The sequence below is a fragment of the Tenacibaculum sp. AHE14PA genome, from assembly GCF_019278465.1.
Classification (GTDB): domain Bacteria; phylum Bacteroidota; class Bacteroidia; order Flavobacteriales; family Flavobacteriaceae; genus Polaribacter; species Polaribacter bernardetii.
This window is the reverse complement of record NZ_CP058983.1, coordinates 1,568,820-1,587,110: the sequence shown is the minus strand read 5'-3', so window position 1 is coordinate 1,587,110 and position 18,291 is coordinate 1,568,820. Positions and strand designations below refer to the sequence as shown.

The 18,291-nt window shown below is 29.9% G+C and carries 13 protein-coding genes and 1 other RNA gene; 8 read left to right on the top strand and 6 right to left on the bottom strand.

The window, feature by feature from the left end; all coding sequences use genetic code 11:
- Window positions 1–161: 161 nt before the first annotated feature.
- Window positions 162–437, bottom strand: a complete 276-nt coding sequence (locus tag H0I30_RS07365; RefSeq protein ID WP_218771228.1) for a helix-turn-helix domain-containing protein — start codon at window positions 435–437, stop codon at window positions 162–164.
- 80 nt (window positions 438–517) lie between these two features.
- Window positions 518–1,621, bottom strand: a complete 1,104-nt coding sequence (locus H0I30_RS07360) for an RteC domain-containing protein (protein ID WP_218771227.1) — start codon at window positions 1,619–1,621, stop codon at window positions 518–520.
- A gap of 623 nt (window positions 1,622–2,244) precedes the next feature.
- On the opposite strand from H0I30_RS07360, the gene H0I30_RS07355 reads away from it, so the two are divergent.
- Complete coding sequence (locus H0I30_RS07355; RefSeq protein ID WP_218771226.1) at window positions 2,245–3,012, top strand: helix-turn-helix domain-containing protein; 768 nt, start codon at window positions 2,245–2,247, stop codon at window positions 3,010–3,012.
- An 89-nt stretch (window positions 3,013–3,101) separates the two neighbouring features.
- Here H0I30_RS07355 and ssrA read toward each other — a convergent pair.
- Window positions 3,102–3,497, bottom strand: a transfer-messenger RNA (tmRNA) gene (gene ssrA / locus H0I30_RS07350).
- A 195-nt stretch (window positions 3,498–3,692) separates the two neighbouring features.
- On the opposite strand from ssrA, the gene H0I30_RS07345 reads away from it, so the two are divergent.
- The 4 genes from H0I30_RS07345 (at window position 3,693) to H0I30_RS07330 (ending at window position 6,852) form a co-directional block, all read left to right on the top strand.
- Window positions 3,693–4,901, top strand: coding sequence for an NAD(P)-dependent oxidoreductase (locus H0I30_RS07345; protein ID WP_218771225.1), 1,209 nt, complete (start codon window positions 3,693–3,695; stop codon window positions 4,899–4,901).
- 115 nt (window positions 4,902–5,016) lie between these two features.
- Window positions 5,017–6,228, top strand: coding sequence for a mechanosensitive ion channel family protein (locus tag H0I30_RS07340; RefSeq protein ID WP_218771224.1), 1,212 nt, complete (start codon window positions 5,017–5,019; stop codon window positions 6,226–6,228).
- 32 nt (window positions 6,229–6,260) lie between these two features.
- Window positions 6,261–6,482: a DUF3820 family protein gene (locus tag H0I30_RS07335; protein ID WP_218771223.1), complete on the top strand. Its 222-nt coding sequence runs from the start codon at window positions 6,261–6,263 to the stop codon at window positions 6,480–6,482.
- A gap of 19 nt (window positions 6,483–6,501) precedes the next feature.
- Window positions 6,502–6,852 (top strand): DUF1801 domain-containing protein, encoded by a 351-nt coding sequence (locus tag H0I30_RS07330; protein WP_218771222.1) that lies wholly within the window; start codon window positions 6,502–6,504, stop codon window positions 6,850–6,852.
- 1 nt (window position 6,853) lies between these two features.
- Here the strand turns inward: H0I30_RS07330 and H0I30_RS07325 are convergent, their stop codons facing one another.
- The gene (locus H0I30_RS07325; RefSeq protein ID WP_218771221.1) at window positions 6,854–7,807 is read right to left on the bottom strand and encodes a transglutaminase domain-containing protein; all 954 of its coding nucleotides are present in this window, start codon (window positions 7,805–7,807) and stop codon (window positions 6,854–6,856) included.
- Between the two features lie 153 nt (window positions 7,808–7,960).
- On the opposite strand from H0I30_RS07325, the gene H0I30_RS07320 reads away from it, so the two are divergent.
- The 3 genes from H0I30_RS07320 to H0I30_RS07310 all read left to right on the top strand — a co-directional run bounded on the left by H0I30_RS07320 (window position 7,961) and on the right by H0I30_RS07310 (window position 11,202).
- Window positions 7,961–8,941, top strand: coding sequence for a M20/M25/M40 family metallo-hydrolase (locus H0I30_RS07320; RefSeq protein ID WP_255555796.1), 981 nt, complete (start codon window positions 7,961–7,963; stop codon window positions 8,939–8,941).
- 177 nt (window positions 8,942–9,118) lie between these two features.
- Window positions 9,119–10,597: a S8/S53 family peptidase gene (locus H0I30_RS07315; RefSeq protein ID WP_218771219.1), complete on the top strand. Its 1,479-nt coding sequence runs from the start codon at window positions 9,119–9,121 to the stop codon at window positions 10,595–10,597.
- An 89-nt stretch (window positions 10,598–10,686) separates the two neighbouring features.
- Window positions 10,687–11,202 (top strand): DUF4136 domain-containing protein, encoded by a 516-nt coding sequence (locus H0I30_RS07310; protein ID WP_218771218.1) that lies wholly within the window; start codon window positions 10,687–10,689, stop codon window positions 11,200–11,202.
- 55 nt (window positions 11,203–11,257) lie between these two features.
- Here H0I30_RS07310 and H0I30_RS07305 read toward each other — a convergent pair whose 3' ends face one another.
- Together H0I30_RS07305 and H0I30_RS07300 are read right to left on the bottom strand one after the other, a co-directional pair.
- A complete protein-coding gene (locus tag H0I30_RS07305) occupies window positions 11,258–11,704 on the bottom strand; it encodes a hypothetical protein (protein WP_218771217.1) in 447 nt (148 codons plus the stop codon).
- Between the two features lie 54 nt (window positions 11,705–11,758).
- Window positions 11,759–18,181, bottom strand: coding sequence for an alpha-2-macroglobulin (locus tag H0I30_RS07300; protein ID WP_218771216.1), 6,423 nt, complete (start codon window positions 18,179–18,181; stop codon window positions 11,759–11,761).
- Window positions 18,182–18,291: the final 110 nt, after the last annotated feature.

Below are 18,291 nucleotides of genomic sequence, written 5' to 3'. Positions count from 1 at the left end.
TGTACCAGTTAGGGGAAATAGGTTGTTATTATAGAAAAGAAACATAAAGCCCCAACTGGTACACGTAATTTTTAAGATTTATGATGTTTGACTTTATGTAGAATTATCTGTGTAGGTTCTATAACGCTACAGATTTTGATATGATTTTTTTGAGCTAATTATTAAATTAGTTTAATAATCGAATCTTCTACTTCTGATCTGATATAGAGAATTCTACCAGAAATTTGGTGTTTTTGTAGGATTCCCTTTTTGCTCATGTTGTGAACACTAGAGATGTCCATTGATAGCATTTCTGCTACTTCATGTCTAGTTAAATATTTAACTGGTTCTTTGGGTTGACACAGTTTTTTTAATTCATCGATTTTTTTATCGATATACCTAAAGATAGGCAGGTGGTGTTCTTCTTGGGTGATTCCGATTAATTGCACTTGGTTCATTTTTTTAAGTATTTATTTTGATACTTTGCAAAAATGCGGCTACTGTTCAATATCTGAAGGATACTACTAGGGTACTACTGTTAGTTTTTTTCGTTAAAATACCTTTTCAAGGTTAAGCTTAAGGTGTCAATGAATGGGGTTTTATTATTGGCTTTTATCTCTTGAATTAATTTATTTGGACTTTGTATTTTAAAATTTAGAATATCTGTAAGGCTCTCAAAAATGGCTTTTTGATTTTTTTTATTACTTATAACACCTTCTTTTTCTATTTTAATGTTTCCGTTTTCAATAAGTGCTTTTATCAATTCAGCTAATTCTATGTCTTTTCCAACCCATTTTAAATTGCTAATATTAGAGTTTTTTTGATAAATATTTTCTTCACTGTTATCTTCTTCTTTATTATTTTTTTCTTTTTTATTAAAATATTCTTTTAGCCTTGAGCTTAAACTATCGAGAAATTTGGTTGTAACATCGTTATTACGATTTTTAATATTTTGAACAAATTTGTCTGGCTTAGATATATTAAAGTTTAGAATATTTGTAAGGCTCTCAAAAATAACTTTTTGATTTTTTTCATTACTTATAACACCTTCTTTTTCTATTTTAATGTTTCCATTTTCAATAAGTGCTTTTATTAATTCAGTTAATGATGTTTTTCCTCCAATCCATTTTAATATACTGCTATTAGAGTTTTTTTGAGGGATCTTTTCTCCCTTGGTCTTTTTAATTTGCTTTACCTTATCAATTTCATCGGTTAAAAAAAAACTATATTCTAGAAGAATAGCTCTTTGAATAAAGCTTTTAATAGGATCTAACTCTTGTACTTCTCGATACATTTTAGGATCTAAAAAGTTTATCCCCGACTTGTGTTTATAAGCACCAAAAATGGAACTTATTATAAAAGTTTCAACAGCATCTCTTCGTAAATAATCATTATAAGGATCCTTTAATAGATATTCAAGATATTGATCTATTCCTCTTCTTGATTTATAGGTTACGCTATTTATAGATTCACTTAATTTTAACTTTTCTTTTGAAATATATTTTAATATTAATTTTTTGTTATGGAATACTGATGTAACTAGTCTATAATCCATTATTTTTTTTCTTAATGAATCATCAATATCCGATGAAATATTAGTAATCAGAATTTCAGTTTGTTCTTTTTTGTACTTTTCTATCATTTCTAAATCCTAGGTTGTAATTTGTTTTAATAAAAACATTACTTACGACTAATGTAAAAATTTCACATTATAAATATCAATTTAATCGGATGATTATTTTGGTTCTATTTTATTGATTTCCTGTAAATTTTTAAATTAAAAACATACAAATGTGGGGGGAGCGTTCTTGTTCTATTATAAACATGCATAATCCCCCACATTTGTAAATAAATAAACTTGATTTTAGGTCTATTTCACATGAATTACACCTTATATTAAAATTATTCTATAAGAGTAGAATAGTTAAGTGTTAATCCGCAATAGAGTAAAAGTATAGAAACTTATGAAATTCTCATTCATTAAGATTTGAATCATCATCTATTATCTGATGCTTTATTGCATAATTTTTATGTAAAATGTCAACTATTAAATTTAACTTAAGTAAGAACTTTATACCATTAACTTTTAAATTTTCACATAGACTTGGAGAATCAATAATTGACATAGTTGTTAATCTGAAATTTAACTATAGAAGGGGGTAAGGAATAATTTAAAGTAACAAGAAGAAACCTTATTGGTTTCTTCTTTCTTTTCATGTTATTTTTTAATCAATTGTTTAGCTTTGTCAAATAATATCGATAAAGATGGAACTGTCAAAAAAAATAAATGAAATTAATAATATCGTTTATCACGATAATAAATTCAGTTTTTATGAACATGATAATATTGATAAATGGTTTCCTCTTTATGTAGATTTAGAAAAGTATATAAATTCTAAGACAATATTTCCTACTTATTTCAGTCATGTATATTGTGAGTTATTACATGATTTATGCAAGGCTTTAAGTATGTCTTATATCTTCACTCTTAGTCCTGTTGAGTTTAACATGAATAATGGTGTGTTTTTAGGAGAGAAAACAAAGAAAATTAAGAACAAGCATCTATTGATTAAGCAAAGTGCATATTTACAGCATATAGTTAAAACTTTTGAGGATAATGGATATGATGTTTTCAATCCTAAATCTGTTCACTCAATATTTGAATATGATGATGTTGAGGTAATTGAAGTTGTAAGAAGTGTTTTGTTAGAGTTTTTAATCAAAAGTTCAAGTGAGGGAATATCGGAAGGTTTAAAAATATTTGAAGAGAATACTAAGCGTACTCTTAAGTTGTTGAAGAAAAGAAATAAAATCGTAAAACAAGATAAAACGGATTTGTCTTCAGAAAAAGTTGAAACTTCAGAAAAGAATGATGAACTTCTAACAATAGAAGAAACAGCAACGCTTTTTAAGGTTAAGAGACAAACTGTTTATAATTGGAAAAATAATGGTTTAATACAAGCTTATTCTATTCAAGGTAGAATATATTATAAAAAGAATGAATTATTAAAAGCTATTAATGAATTAAAGTAGTGTTAATTTGATAAAGCTGTCTAAATGCTGACTAAAACAAAAATAATTAAACCTCAATTAATTGACTTGCAATTAGTTGAGGTTTTTAATTGTGGAGACGCCGGGAATCGAACCCGGGTCCAAACAAGCAGCTCAAATGCTTTCTACATACTTATTTCTTTCTTAATTTTCGACTTATAACTGATTAAGAACAATCTGTTAAAAGCTTATCTTCTTTAGCTTCAAAAACCTGTCGAAGCAGCAAGTTTTCTATATTTACTTTTACGATATCCAAAAGTGAAGCGCCGTAAATCAAGGCTATCCGTGGACATAAAGCTTGCACACCTTGTGTGCCTAGGCCAATCCTACTATGATTCGGATTAAGCAGCTAAAGCGTAGTTATTCTCGCCGTTTAAAAAGTTGAAAAAAAGTTTAACGAGTGTATCTCTTCGCTCCTCGGTATGCTTACATTATCACTGGCCTCGCTGTCAAAACCAGTCGTCCCCATTATGTCAAATAATTAGTCAAAAACTATACCAATCATTTGGGCGTTCGGGCGGGCTTTTCGCAGTCGCTCTTTTCAAGGAGCTTCAACAAATGCTTCAATCCCTAACGCGGTCGGCAAAGATAATAAAAACAAGGTTGTACAAACCTATAAAAAAGAGTAAATTCGCAGGGCTTCAAAAAAATAAAATATAAGTATGAAATTTGCAATCATAAAAGAACGTAAAAACCCACCAGATAGGCGTGTCGTATTTTCACCACAAAAATTAAAAGAATTTAAACAACAATTTCCACAAGCTGAAATAGTTGTAGAAAGTTCTGATATTAGAATTTTCACAGATGAAGACTATCAGAAAGCTGGTTTTGAAGTGGTAAAAGACGTTTCAGATTGCGATGTTTTATTAGGAGTAAAAGAAGTTCCTGTAGAGAGCTTAATTCCTAATAAAAAATATTTTTATTTTAGTCATACCATCAAAAAACAACCATATAACCGTAAGTTGTTAAAAGAAATGTTGGCAAAAAACATTGAAATGTTTGACCATGAAACAATTGTTAAAGAAAACGGAGCGCGTTTAATCGGTTTTGGTCGTTACGCAGGTTTAGTTGGTGCTTATAACGGATTTAGAGCAATTGGTTTACGAGAAAATACGTTTACCTTACCTAAAGTAGAAACATTGGCAGATTTAAACGCTGTAAAAGATGCGTTAGATAAAATTAAACTTCCGAATTTTAAAATATTATTAACAGGAACAGGTAAAGTTGCATACGGAGCTAAAGAAATTTTAGATTATTTAGGTATAAAGCAAGTTTCTGATGCCTTGTATTTGACATCAACATTTACAGAACCGGTATATTGCATGGCAGATGTTATGGAATATGCAAAGCGTAAAGATGGTAAGGTAGGGGATAAGGCAGCTTTTTATAAAGATCCTACAGGTTATGAAAGTAATTTTATGCCATACGCAAAGGAAACAGATTTCTTTATTGCTGGTCATTTTTACGGAAACGAAGCACCTTATTTATATACAAGAGAAGATGCTAAATCAGCAGAATTTAAGATAAAATATGTGGCAGACATTTCGTGTGATGTTGATGGCCCAGTTGCATCGACAATAAAAGCATCTACAATTGCCGATCCCATTTATGGTTATGATCCGCAAACAGAAAAAGAAGTCGATTTTAAAAGTGCTGAAGCAATAACGGTAATGGCGGTAGATAATTTACCTTGTGAATTACCTAAAGATGCCAGTGAAGGTTTTGGTGAGATGTTTTTAAAACATGTTATTCCGTCGTTTTTTAATAATGATAAAGAGGGTGTTTTAGCAAGATCAAAAATGACAACTAGCAAAGGGGAATTAGCAGCGCGATATTCGTATTTACAAGACTACGTAGACGGAAAAGAATAACTAAAAACCCCCTGCTTAACGGGGGTTTTAGTTTGTATAAAATTACGAGTAATAAAGAGGTTAATGACTTTCTTTTTAAAAATACTCATTTTTACATCTAACACTTTTAAAAAACATGATTTTAAGTTATACATATTTTGGAGTGTCTATTTTAGGAATTTTCCTGTTTTTTTATTTACTAAAAAAACTTTTCAATTGGTTTCAATCTAAGTTAGATAAGTTAGATCGAAATTTCTTTTTTAGAAAAATCGAATTAGTTAATTTCTTTAAGTTTATAACACCAAGAAGAGAAAAACATATCTTAAAATTTGTAACAAAAACCTTAAGATATGCAATAAGTATTTTGTTTTTAATCTTTTATTTACCGCTTGTTTTTAGTTTTATACCAGAAACAGAAGCGTATGCAAAAAAAGCTTTTGAGTATTTATTAAAGCCAGTATACTTTATAGTTGAAGGTTTTTTAGATTTTATACCTGGCTTGTTCTTTATAATTGTGATTTTTTATGGTACCAAATACCTATTAAAGTTTTTAAAGTACTTAACGAGTGAGTTGGAGCGTGAGGCTGTAAAATTAGATGGTTTTCATGCAGATTGGGCCAAGCCAACTTTTAATTTATTAAGAGTGGTTATAATTGCTTTTGCTGTAATAATTTGTTGGCCATACATACCAGGTTCTCAGTCTGATGGCTTTAAAGGTGTTTCTATCTTTTTTGGAGTCTTATTCTCTTTGGGCTCAACAGCAGCAATATCTAATATTGTTGCCGGTATTGTAATTACTTATATGCGCCCTTTTAAAGTTGGTGATCGTGTAGAAATAGGAACTACTATTGGTGATGTTACCGAAAGAAGTTTATTGGTTACAAGAGTTAAAACAATTAAAAATATTGATGTTACCATTCCTAATTCATCAATTTTAGGGAATCATATCATCAATTTTAGTAAAAATGCGACAGAAGATGTTGGGGTAATTTTGCACACTTCTGTAACTATTGGTTACGATGTGCCTAGTGGAGAGGTGATAAAGGCTTTAGTTGAAGGAGCAAAAAATACTCCGATGATTTTAGATAAACCTGTGCCTTTTGTGTTAGTGAAAAGTTTAGATGATTTTTATATCAATTATGAAATAAATTGTCATACTAAAAATCCAGAAAAAGCTGCTGTAATATATTCTCATTTACATGAAAGTATTAAAAATGAGTTACACAAAGCAGGTATCGAAATACTATCTCCGCATTACAATGCTGTTAGAGATGGTAATGTGTTAACTGTTCCGCCAGAAAATGTGCCCAAAGGATATGTAAAACCAGGTTTTAAGATTGATAATTAATTTTTTATCAATATAATTTTTAATACTATTAAATGATACCAGATCAACAATTTTTAATAGATACCGCCAAAATGCGAATGCCATTTGGTAAATATAAAGGAGTTTATTTAGTAGATATTCCTGAGTATTATATAGTGTGGTACAAAAACAAAGGTTTCCCTGACGGTAAGTTGGGTAAAATGATGGGATTGGTTTATGAGCTACAACTAAATGGTTTAGAAGATATTCTTAAGAAGATAAAAGCAAATTTTTAAAATTTAATTATTTTAGAAGATGAAACCAGCAGAAGAGTATATTATAAAACAAGAAGAATCATTAAGGTCAATTTTGTTATACCTTCAGGTTTTAATAGAAGCGAACTTTAGTGAAGCAGAATTGTTGTATAAATGGAAACTTCCGTTTTATTATTTAAATAATAAGCCTTTGTGTTATTTTAATGCAACTAAAAAAGGATTTGTTGATGTTGGATTTTATGCTAAAACAAATCTTAAAAAATACAATAAATTTTTAGTGTCAGAGAAAAGAAAAGCAGTAAAATCTCTTCGGTATTACCGAGTAGAAGATATTAATGAAGAAATATTAGTTTGTGTTTTATTAGAGGCTTATAATATAAGGTTATTGTAATTTATTTTAACAGGTACTCTAGCACGACTTCTTTATCAATAATTAAATAAATCTCTTTACTGTTAGCGGGAGGTATAATACTAATAGTTGCTGTGTTTTTATTAAAGGTAACTTTAGGTTTTTTAGCATATTTAGAATTTCTAAATCCGCAATAAATAGATTGATTGGATTTTACATTTTTAAGCGTAAAACTAACAGTTTTATTAGGTTTTCGGTATACAATGCCAGATGTTGGTGTAACTACTTCATAGTCGTTTTTAAGAAAGTAAGAAGTATATATCGGTTGATTAAAATACTCTTTTAAGCTCATTCGTTTTACACGTAATTGCCATAGTACATCTTCAGGAAAGTGAGTGAAGAAATATTTTTCTTTCGGTATGTTGTAGTAATAATTATTAAAGTTGCGTTGCCATTTTCCGTAAGTCACCGATCCTGCTGCCCAAGTAGCATCAATATACATCCATTTGTTATTTAGCTTTACAGCATTCCAAGCGTGATTTGTACGATTGTTTATTTTGCCGATATCGCTAGAGGAATTTCTTACATGGCCTTTTATTACTTCATTTTCAATATTTAAAAGAGAACAAATTTTGCTAAATGTTTGTGCATAACCTTCACAAACAGCACTCCTACTTGAAAGTGTTTTGTTTATAATAGTTTCTTTTATAGCTTTAATTTTGGCTTGTTTTTCATTTTCCGTTCTATATCTAAAGCCAATTTTTTTTTGACTAGGATTATAAAACTCTTCTAAATCATACCTAATATTAAATGCTAGCCACGAAAATACAGCCCTCACTTTTTCTTGATCAGAATTAAAATCAGCAGTAATTTTATTCGCTAATTTATCTGCGGTAATTATTTTAGGATACGTTTTTACTTTGGTATCAACAGAAGAAAAATCTTGAGCAGATAATGATGAAAACGTTAAGAAAAAAAGAAAATAAAGTTGTTTCATAGATGTAGTTATAACAACTTTATTTATCAAAGATTGTGCCTATAAATTATTTGCTATAGAGGTAAAAATACTAAAAAATTAAATTGGCTATATTTAGCCTTTCAAATTAAATAACAAATAGAATTAAATAATCAGATGAGAAAAATAATATATATGTCTACAGTGGTAACATTATCTATGTTATCATGTAAAACAGTACAAAATGATAGTAAAAAATCAATAGCTGCCAAATCAGTAGTTTCATCAAAAACTGAAAAAAGTGTAATTAATATTGATTCATCTCTTGTTAAAAATCATTTATATACATTGGCTTCTGATGAAATGGCAGGTAGAAAACCTGGTACAGAAGGTATTGAAAAAGCTGCAAAATATATTGAAAATGAATTCGAAAAAATCGGATTGAAAAAATACAATTCACTACCAACTTTTCGTCAGAACTTTGAATATAAGGGGATTAAAATGTTCAATGTAATTGGCGTTTTAGAAGGAAAGAGTAAAAAAGACGAATATGTGGTAGTTTCTGCACATTACGATCATTTAGGTACAAAAAAAACAGGAGAAGGAGATTTAATTTTTAACGGAGCAAATGACGATGCATCTGGTGTAACGGGCGTTTTAGCCTTGGCAAGGTATTTTAAAAATAAAGAACAAAACGAAAGAACAATCATTTTTGTAGCTTTTACAGCAGAAGAAATGGGGTTAATAGGTTCTACACATTTTGGTAAAGGGATTGATGCGAGTAAATTTGTTGCAGGAATTAATTTAGAAATGATAGGGAAAACGCCAAGTTTTGGACCAAACACAGCTTGGTTAACAGGTTTTGAACGCTCTGATTTTGGTAAAATTATTCAGAAAAACTTACTGGGTACAGGATACCAATTATTTCCAGATCCATATAAGAAATTCAATTTATTTTTTAGATCAGATAATGCTTCTTTAGCTCGTTTAGGAGTGCCTTCACATACGTTCTCTACTACGCCAATTGATGTGGATAAAGATTATCATAAAGTTTCAGATGAAGCAGAAACTTTAAATATGACGGTAATTACACAAACGATACAGGCAGTAGCAAAAGGAACAGAAAGTATTATAAATGGTAAAGACACCCCTACAAGAGTAGTCCTTGAAAAGTAATTTTCAACCAAGTAAAACAAGAAAAGAGCCTTTTTTTAAAGGCTCTTTTCTTGTTTTACGAAAAATTTAAAAATTATTGAAATCTTTATTTTATGTCTTGGTATTGTGATTTGTGTTAAAATATTATTAAAATTTTACTATATTCGCAACGATTTAATCTAAACCCTTCAAAGTAAGATGAAAAAAAGAATATTAAGTTTGGCTATTGTTTTAGCAATGTTTTCTTGTTCTAGTAACGAAACATTAGAGATGCAAGAAGAGCAAAATGAATTGCTTTCAAAAAAAGAAATTAATTCAATTATTAATACCTCACTGCAAACTACCGGTGATTTTAATTGGACAACACAAAGTGCTCATACAATTTGGAGTGCTGTAAAACATGGAGAGAATATTTTAACCATTGGTTATGGAAACTCTAAAAATCAATTTGCAAGAACTACTGAGACAAGTAATATTAAAAATGATTTAATTCAACTTGTTCATAGCCTAGAAAAAACATCTGCAAAAGGAGCTAGTGAATTACATGTTGATGAGATTATTAATGTTATTGACATAAGAGTTACAAATAAAGAAACGATAGCAACATTATTAAAAGATAGTAGGGTGCGTTATATAGAGCCTGGAGGATATAATTTCTTAGATTCAGATAATCAAGCTCGATCAGAAGGCGGTTCAGGTTGTGGATATGGAAGTACTACATTAAGTACAAATGATTACCGTACAGTATCGCCAGGAGCAAGAGTGCCTTGGTCTTTTGATGCACATAATATTCCTGCTGCATGGAACTATAGTACAGGTGCAGGAGTAACGGTTGCTATTATCGATTCAGGTTTGTCGCTTCAACAAAAATGGATGAATCAATATTTTAATGATGGAGATTCTTCAGGAAGAACTGTTCAGAAGTATGGAACATTTGTAGATTCTTGGTGGGCATGGTCTAATAGTTACGATGGTGTTAACGATAAATGTGGGCATGGAACTAAAATGGCAGCTGTAGCAACAGCACCAAGAAATAATGATAATTTACCAGTAGGTGTAGCATACAACTCTAATTTAGTAACATATAGAGCTGTAGAGAATGTTATTATTAATGATTATCATGAAAAAAGAGGAGTTGTAGAAGCATTAACAGCTTTAGCTAATAGAAGTGATGTAAAAGTAATTTCAATGTCTATAGGATCTCCTTTTAATATCGGTAATGTCTCTGATGCAATTAAATATGCACATAGTAAAGGGAAAATGATTTTAGCAGCAGGTGGTACTTCAACTTCATTTACAACTTGGTATGGTGTTATTTTTCCGGCAAGTATGTCAGAAACAGTTGCTGTTACCGGAGTTAAAGAAGGTGAGTATGATAAGTGTGATGTTTGTCATACAGGTTCTAAAATCGATTTTACTATTCAAATGCAAAGAACTAACGGTACAGATAATAAAATTCCGGTATTAAGTTATTATGACGGACAGTCTAATTACATCGGTGGTTCATCTGTTGCGACAGCAACAACAGCAGGAATTGCATCTTTAGTATGGTCTAAAAATCCATCTTGGTCTCGTGAACAAGTATTACAAAAAATGAAAGAAGCAGCAGATTTTTATCCAAATAAACACTCAGAATACGGATATGGGAATATTGATGCGCTAAAAGCTGTTCAATAAAAAAATCAACTAACTTACCTAATAAAAACCTCGAATATTCGAGGTTTTTTGTATTTTTATAAAAACCGGATTATAGAAATTATAATATTATGAGACCATTAAAATATCTTTTTTTAATCTTTATCGTTGGATGTTCTTCTACCAATGTAGTATATGATTATGATAGTAAAACTGATTTTAAAGCATATAAAACATTTAATTTTTTTGAAGATGCAGGTGAAGGCTTAAATGAATTAGATGTTAAGAGAATTACGAACGAATTAACCAGCGGATTACAACAAAAAGGAATGAAATTATCTGAAGATCCAGATATGTACATAAACATCTTATCAAAAGAAAGTAAGAAAATTGATAGAAGTACCATTGGTATTGGTATGGGAGGTGGACGAAATGTAGGTTTTGGGATTTCTGGAGGAATACCTATTGGAAGCAAAAAAATAAATCAAAGGTTAATTATTGATTTTGTAAAGAGTGAAAACGATGAATTATTGTGGCAAGGAATATCAAACGGAGCAATAAAAGAACGAACAACGCCAGAGGAAAGGCTGATACATTATAAAAAGATAATTGAAAAAATGTTAATGAATTATCCGCCTAAGAAATAGTATTATAAATAGAAAAACCTCCAATTATGGAGGTTTTTTTTATGTTGTAAGTTGATTAAAATTGGTAACGAAGACCTAATCCGAAATCAGATTGAAAACCGTCGTAAAAATCGCTAAAACCTACTTCTGGTCTAAAATCTAAAGAGATCATTAAAGGAATATCAAAGTTATATTCAACACCAACAACCCCAGCTCCGAAAATAGCACTATTACTGTTTGCAGAAGCAATTCCACCTCCAAAACCAGCATACCAATTAAATTGGTCTTCTAAAGCCCATACCCATTGGTATAACCCTGTAGCTTTAAAAGCATCTCCTTTTCTTAGGCCTAAATCAATTTCTAATCTATTATTGCTCCCTAAAGCTCTTTGGTATGAAATTTCACCTCCAAAACCATTATTTCCTCCAAAACGAACACCAATAGCATTTTTAGAAATGTCTTGAGCATTTGCAGAAAAAACGCCTATAAATAATATGGCGATAATAAAAAATGTTTTTTTCATAATTTTAAGTTTTAATTATTGTTAAAAGTAGTTTATTATAAATTGGAAGCAAAGTTACTTAATAACTAATCGTTTTCCTTTTGAATAACTACTAAATTCAGGCGCATACATACTTTGTATTGTTGTAATTCCGTTACTAAAATTCCCTGAGTTATTTACTCGTACATCATATTCGAAAATATAAACCCCTTTAGGTAAACGATCAAAAAAGAAATTTGTTGCAGCATCTTTTGTTGCTTCATAATACCCTAAGCCGTCTTGCCATTTGTATTGCGAAATCACATTTATTGGTTCTACACCAGAAGCTCTCATATCTTTCATATGGATAAACTCCATGTCTCTGTCGGAGCGAAGCTCAATTCTTACTGTAATTAAATCCCCAACTTTTAAATCAGTTGTATCAGTAATCTCAATAAGTTCTTTACCTGTGTCTGTATTTACTTTTTTAAATAGTTTTTTAAATAATTTTAGCGGAGTTTCAGCACTTGTAATTTTATCTAAATCTTCAAAATATTGCCAATACAATCCTCCCCAAGCAATTCCTTTTCCTTTTTTAGAAATCCTTACTTCTGCCATAGTTGGTTTTATATCATTTCCATTCCATGAGGTTTTAAAATAACCTGTTCCAGCTTCAATTTTTACGTTTTTTAGCTTCGCAGGGTCAATTTTTTGATTTCCTATTTTAATAGCAACCATATCGGTTATTGAAAGCCAATCACTTCCATTTAATAATAAAGCATATACCGCTTCTGTAGTTGCTTTGGTTGTTTGCCAACGATTGGTTTGCTTGTTTTTTAATAACCATATTTTTAGGTTATCAATTGTTTTGGTGTCATTTTCAATTTCAGAAAAAGCTTCAATTAATAAAGCTTGTGTTTCAATAGGAGCTTCATAATTATAATATCCTGCAACATTACTTTTCCAATACATACCTAATTCATCAGAAGTAATACTATTTTCTTTTAAAGATTCGATAATTTTAGATGCTATAGTTTTATGGTTATTTCTAAATTGAATTAGAGCAATCTGACCTTTTGCATATAAATTATAGGCATTCCAATAAGTAGCAGTTTGATTTTTATAATATTTGATTGCGCTTTTAGTGGTGTCTGATAAAGCAATTTCAGGATAAAAACTACGCATGTATAAATACTGAATTGTAAAATAACTTAAATGATTTTTACTTAGATATTCTTCATATTTAATAACGCCTTTTGTTTCTTTTATCTTATTGGCTTGCTTTAATAAATAAGTATATTCTTCTTCTATTTCTTCATCTAAAAAACGAATTGCTTTTTGAAGCATATCGGTTGTTGAAGTATCAAAATTATGTACACCTAATTTTTTTAAATGACCAAATCCACTAACAACGTGTTGCGTTATATATGTATTGGCATAATCACTTCCTTTAAACCAAGGGAAACCTCCAGTATTCAATTGCATTTTTTTTAGTTTATGGATGCTTTTTTGCTGCTCGTTTTTCATTTTATTTAAATCAAATAACAAGGCAATACGCTTTTTTTGTTCGGTTTCAGAATGCGCATCTCGTAACCAAGGGGTTTCTTGAATAATCAGCGATTTTAATTCCTGATTTTTTTCTAAGTTACTTACTAAAGCATCCGAAGACTTCCATTGTTTAAAAACTTCCTGAATTCTTGGGTTTGAATTAGCAATATGATTCGCTAATGTATTTGCATAATAACGTGCAAAAGTTTGTTCGCTACATTCGTACGGATATTCCATTAAATATGGCAATGCTTGCACAGCATACCAAGTCGGATTAGATGTTACTTCTAACGTTAGTTTGTGGTGTTTTAAGCTTGTAGAGGTATTGTTTTTTAGTTTATCTAACGTAAATGTTTTTGTTTGATTAGAACGCGCCCACATTGGCAGTGTTTCAGTAATCAACATTCGGTTAGATAAAACTGGTAAAACATTTTGCTCTCCGTCAGAAAAATCACCGGCTTTGGCTATAATTTTATATTGAACGCCTTGTACAGTATTTGGAATAGCCAAATTCCAAGAAACATTTGTATTTCCGTTTGTATCAACTTTAAAAGATTGATTTTTTGTTGCGTTTTCTAACAGATTAATCTCTTTACCTGTAATCGCATCCGTTAAAATTAATTGAGATATCCCTTGCAGGTTTTTATTTGACAGATTCGAAATTTTAGCACTCAACGTTATTTTGTCACCTTCTCTTAAAAATCGTGGAGCATTTGGTATAACCATTAACTCTTTTTGAGTAACCGTTGTTAATGTTTTTGTAGCCGATTGCGCTTTTTTAGTATGTGCTAATAATTGTAATTTCCATTTGGTTAACGCTTCGGGAGTTGTAAAACTAAACGTAATATTTCCGTTTTTATCGGTTGTTAAATGCGGATAAAAGAAAGCTGTTTCTTGTAAGTTTTTACGAACTTGAATTCCTTTTAAGGCTATTTTTTCTTGGTTTTCTTGGTTTTTTTGAATGTTTTCAGATGAGCTTACTTCTGATTCATCAGCTTCATTACTTTCAATATTGACTCCAGATACTTTTCCAGAAAGAGCCATACGAGCTGTTCCTGTAAATGCTTTTTTTGTACTCGTTCCATACCCCATAACAACAACTTCATCTAGAACACTATCATTAATCATCCATATATTTATAGATGAAAAATCACCAATAACTTTTTCAATAGTTTGCATACCAACAAAACTGAAAACTAAAACATCTTCTTTTTTAGCTTTGATTGTAAAATTGCCATCAAAATCTGTTTCAGTACCTTCTGTACTTCCTTTTATTATAATAGTTACGCCAGGTAAAGGACCAGACTCATCAGAGATAATACCTTTTATTGTTCCTGAGTATTTTCCCGAAGTTTTAATTTTATCTCTTTGGTTTAATTTTTTCAGGTATCTTTCATTTGTCCAACTATGATTATTTAAACTAAACCCAAACCAGTTAAATTTATCATATTGTTGAGGTTGATAACGGTTATTCGAATAACTACGGTTATAAATTCTAAAACTATTATTACCAAAACTTTGGCGAGCGTTTGCAGTATTTCCGTATGAATAATAATTGGAGGTTGTTATTGGGTTAAATTGCCAATTATGAGGTTTAAACTCATCTAAAGAAGCATCATACATACTTGCTAAAACTTCGGCAGTTACTTTATTTTTTTGATCATTTTTAATGGTGAAACTCCATTTTTCAGAAGTACCTGGTTTTAGTTTATCTCTAAAAGTAGTGGTTTCAATAGTAATAAGTTCTTCTTTTTTAGGAACCGAAATAGTAATAACTCCGCTGCCAAAAGAATTATAGTTTACAAAGTAGTATTTAATTGCAAAGCCGCCAATATCTTCTTTATTTACAGGGATTTCAATTGATTTTACGTTATTATTTAAATGGACTAATTGAGTGTTTACAATTTTGTGATTTTTTTCAACCTGAACAATTACTGTAATATCTTTTGACGCAGAAGCAAGTTCTAAACAAACCATATCGTTTACCGAATAATTAGTTTTATCAGTGCTAATAAAAAATAAATTATTATCAGCAATTTTTTTCTCACGAGCACTAGTAACAGTAAAATTAACTTTGTCGGTTACTTGCTGTTTAAATTTATCTTGCGTAGTTAAAACGGCAATATATTTACCTGAAGTCCAACTTTTGATGTTTTTAAAAATAAGCTCTTTCGATTTTTTAGTATCAAACTCTTTTTCAAAAACCAATTTCCCTTTCTTCCAAGAAGTTTCATTTTGTTCTTCTTTAGTATAAGCATCATGCGGAAATAATTTTCTAAACTCATCTTCTGGAATATCTTGATAATCGGGAGTATTCCAAGGTCTTTTTCGTAACGGATTTTTAGGAGCTTGTAACTTGTAAATTTTTACAGTTCCGTTAGCAGCAGCAAACTCGTTGTTTAAGTTTTCGGTGTTAACTTTTATTGTATGCTGTTTATCTTCTTTATCAATAATCGGATTGATATGTAAAGAAGCCGTTAATGCATGATAACCTACTTTTACGATTGTGGTAGCACTTCGGGTTTCTCCATTAATATCGGTAACATCAGCCGTAATTTCATAATTAAAAATTGGTAAATCTATTTTAGAAACATTCTCGTCTGGAAGTGCTTTAAATTTGATAGAAAAATTACCTGCTGCATCGGTGGTACTTTCTCCGTGTGTAATTTCTTGTGCTTCAGACGATGAATTTGGTCTGCGCCAATACCACCAATTAGGATATTGTACTTTTCTATGAACACGATACACTACTTTAGCATCAGTAATATTTGCTCCAGAAAAAGCTTTTGCAAATCCGTTTACGGTAACACTATTATTTAGTTTAAAAGTTTCGATAACTGGTTTAAAATCGGTTTCAAATTTTGGTCGCTTGTATTCTTCAACTGAGATTGAATGGTATCTACTATTAAGATAATAATTTTCATATTTACTTTCATCGGTTTTGTCACTTCCGTCAATTTCAAAAGAGTATTCACCAGTTAAACCGTTATTAGGTAATACTATTTCGCCAGATGTTGAGCCAAATTCATTTAATTTTAATTCAAGTTTTTTTACTTGTTGTCCGTTTACATCATTTAAATTGATTTCAATATATTCATTGGTAAAAGGTGTCTGTTTTTTTCCTTCCTTCTGAATGAAAATAGCTTTAAAATACACGGTTTGTCCAGGTCTGTAAATACTTCTGTCGGTAAAAATAAATGGAGTTATTTGTATTTCTTCATTTTCGCTAATAGTGTTTTTGTCGTAATATTTATAAAAGTTACGATTCCCAAAAACAGCCGAATCATCTTTGTACTTAACAGTAATAGTTACGTTTAAGTGCTTGTAAGGAGTTGTAAAAGAAGTAAATCCATCTTTATCTGTAATTATTTTTTTATCAATAGTAACACTATTTCTGTAGTCTGATTTGTAGTTTTTTAAGTGAACAGAAGCATTTTTAATCGGTTTACCAGTATTTCTATCAACTACTTGGTACGTTTTTATATTATTATCTGTGCTTTCAATTAAAGCCAAATTACTTACCTGAATATTGGCAGTAGCAAACAAGTCAGTTGTATTTAAAGTTTCGTTTTCATGGGCAACAATTAAATAATTCCCTTGTGCAAGTTTAGGAACGATAACTTCGGTTGAGTGCGATAAATAATCAGCTTCGTTTCTTAACTTAGTATTCCAAGATGTTGCTATTGTTAGCTTTTTTATAAAATTTATGCGTTCCTCTTCCTTATAAATATTATTTAGTTTTTCAATTTGAGTTCTACTTATTTTATAAGCTGAAAAATATAATTTATCAATATTATTGTAGGTTATTAATAAACGAGAAGCAGTATTTATTGGGCTGAATTTTTCTGATAAAATTGAAAGCGCTTTTGTTTTTATTTGCTGCTTTAAAGCTTCACATTTTTTAGCGCCAATACTTTTAGGAAACTGCGTAATTACACGATTACAAAAGGTAAGTGCTTCTTTGTTTTTAAAACGAAAAGTTTCATTTTTGGTTGCTTTGTAATTGCTTGCTTGTTGTTTGTAAATTTCAGCAATTTTGTAACTATACAATCCAGCTATTTCTTGTTTTTTATAGTTGTTTTCAGTTGATTTTAATGTTTTTAAAAACAGTTCTTGCTTATCATTAAAAGTAGCATGTTGATTCACAAAATTTAAGCGTTCTAAATCTACCGTAGCTAAAGCTTTTAAATTGTTGTTTTTTAAATGAAAACTTATGAGTTCTTGATAAATTTTCAACGCATTTAATTGAAGTGAAACAGTATCTTTTGAAGTTAAGTTGATAGTAGAAAAACTGACTATATCACTTATCAATTTAGGATTATCAATTTTAAATTGATACGCAGGTTTTGTAATGTTTGTTTCAGAAGTTTTATAAAATTTTAGTGCATTGTGAGCTAAGAAATCGAATAATGTAGGTCGATATTCTTTAGAGTCTTTAGCTATATGTAAAATTTCACTAAATTCAGAAATATCCGTTTGTTGTAATAACAATCCGTTTGCTAATGATTTCTGATAAAAATTGTGAATTTCTGCGAATAAAGTATCTAAATCCCAAGTTCTAAAATCGTTTTCATCAATTTTTTCGGATGTTTTGGTGCGTTGATAAAACTTCCACCTATTTTGATTAAAATATTGCCAATACAAATTAGCTAAAACATTTTCTAAAACGTTTTTTGTAGGGAAACTACTTTTATCAATATGTTCTTTAAATTGATTGATGATTTTTAATTGTGCATCTTCTTCTAAAGTTAACGAAAACTTACTTTTATAAAATAATGCTTTAATAATTTGTGGCGAATTCTTAGCGACTTCCGCTTTAGCGTAAATAATATTTACAATTTTTAAGGCAGATTTTGGTAGGTTGTCTTTTTCAAATTTCTGAACTTCATCCCAAAGGTTTTTATAATTTTCTTGGGCATGTATAACAGATGAAAATAAAATTAGTAGTAAAATAGATGTCAATTTTTTCATAGCGGAATTCGTTTATAAGATCAAAACACTTAAATTATCTTAAATATAACAACCAAAACTTTGTGAAATTAGTATTTGAATGCGTGAACATAACTTTTCAATGAGTTTCG